Origin of the sequence: Thalassospira sp. MIT1004 (assembly GCF_001858545.1) — a bacterium.
Lineage (GTDB): Bacteria > Pseudomonadota > Alphaproteobacteria > Rhodospirillales > Thalassospiraceae > Thalassospira > Thalassospira xiamenensis.
Genome location: NZ_MCAO01000039.1, coordinates 1 through 536, shown reverse-complemented (window position 1 = coordinate 536; position 536 = coordinate 1). Strand labels below are relative to the sequence as shown.

General features: G+C 64.0%; 1 protein-coding gene. It reads right to left on the bottom strand.

Annotated elements, in window-relative coordinates; all coding sequences use genetic code 11:
• The coding region (locus tag BC440_RS14000; protein WP_175484492.1) for an autotransporter-associated beta strand repeat-containing protein at nt 1-536 on the bottom strand (536 nt) is incomplete at both ends.

Below are 536 nucleotides of genomic sequence, written 5' to 3'. Positions count from 1 at the left end.
GGATTGCGTTATAACCGAGTGTTCCCGATCCCGACAGGGATAACGTGCCCGCCGAAAGGTTTGTTGCGCCGGAATAGCTGTTGGCGGCACTGAGTGTCAGGGTGCCTGCGCCGTTTTTGGTCAGTGCCCAGCTTCCGGTGCCGCCCGATCCGGCCTGATCGGTGATGGTATTGGCAAGGGTTTGTGTATCGCCGGTATCAGGATTGAAGGTCAGGGTGCCGCTGCCTTGCAGGAAAACACCATCGCCAAAGGCAGAGCCGTCCTCGGCGGTGCCCGCCGCACCGGTTCCGCCGTTTCCGCCGGTGACAGTGTTGTTATTGACGGTCAGGGTTCCGGCGATGGTCAGGGTTGCGCCATCCATCACAAAGATGGCACCCCCGGCACCAAGGCCACCACCCCCGGCCGCCTGAGAGATGGTACCGCTTGAGACACCGTTGCCCGCGCCAAATCCGCCCTGACCGACATTGGCGACGCTGCCAAGGCCGCCACCACCGCCGCCGCCGCCAAAACCGCCATCGCCCCGGAATGCGCCACCC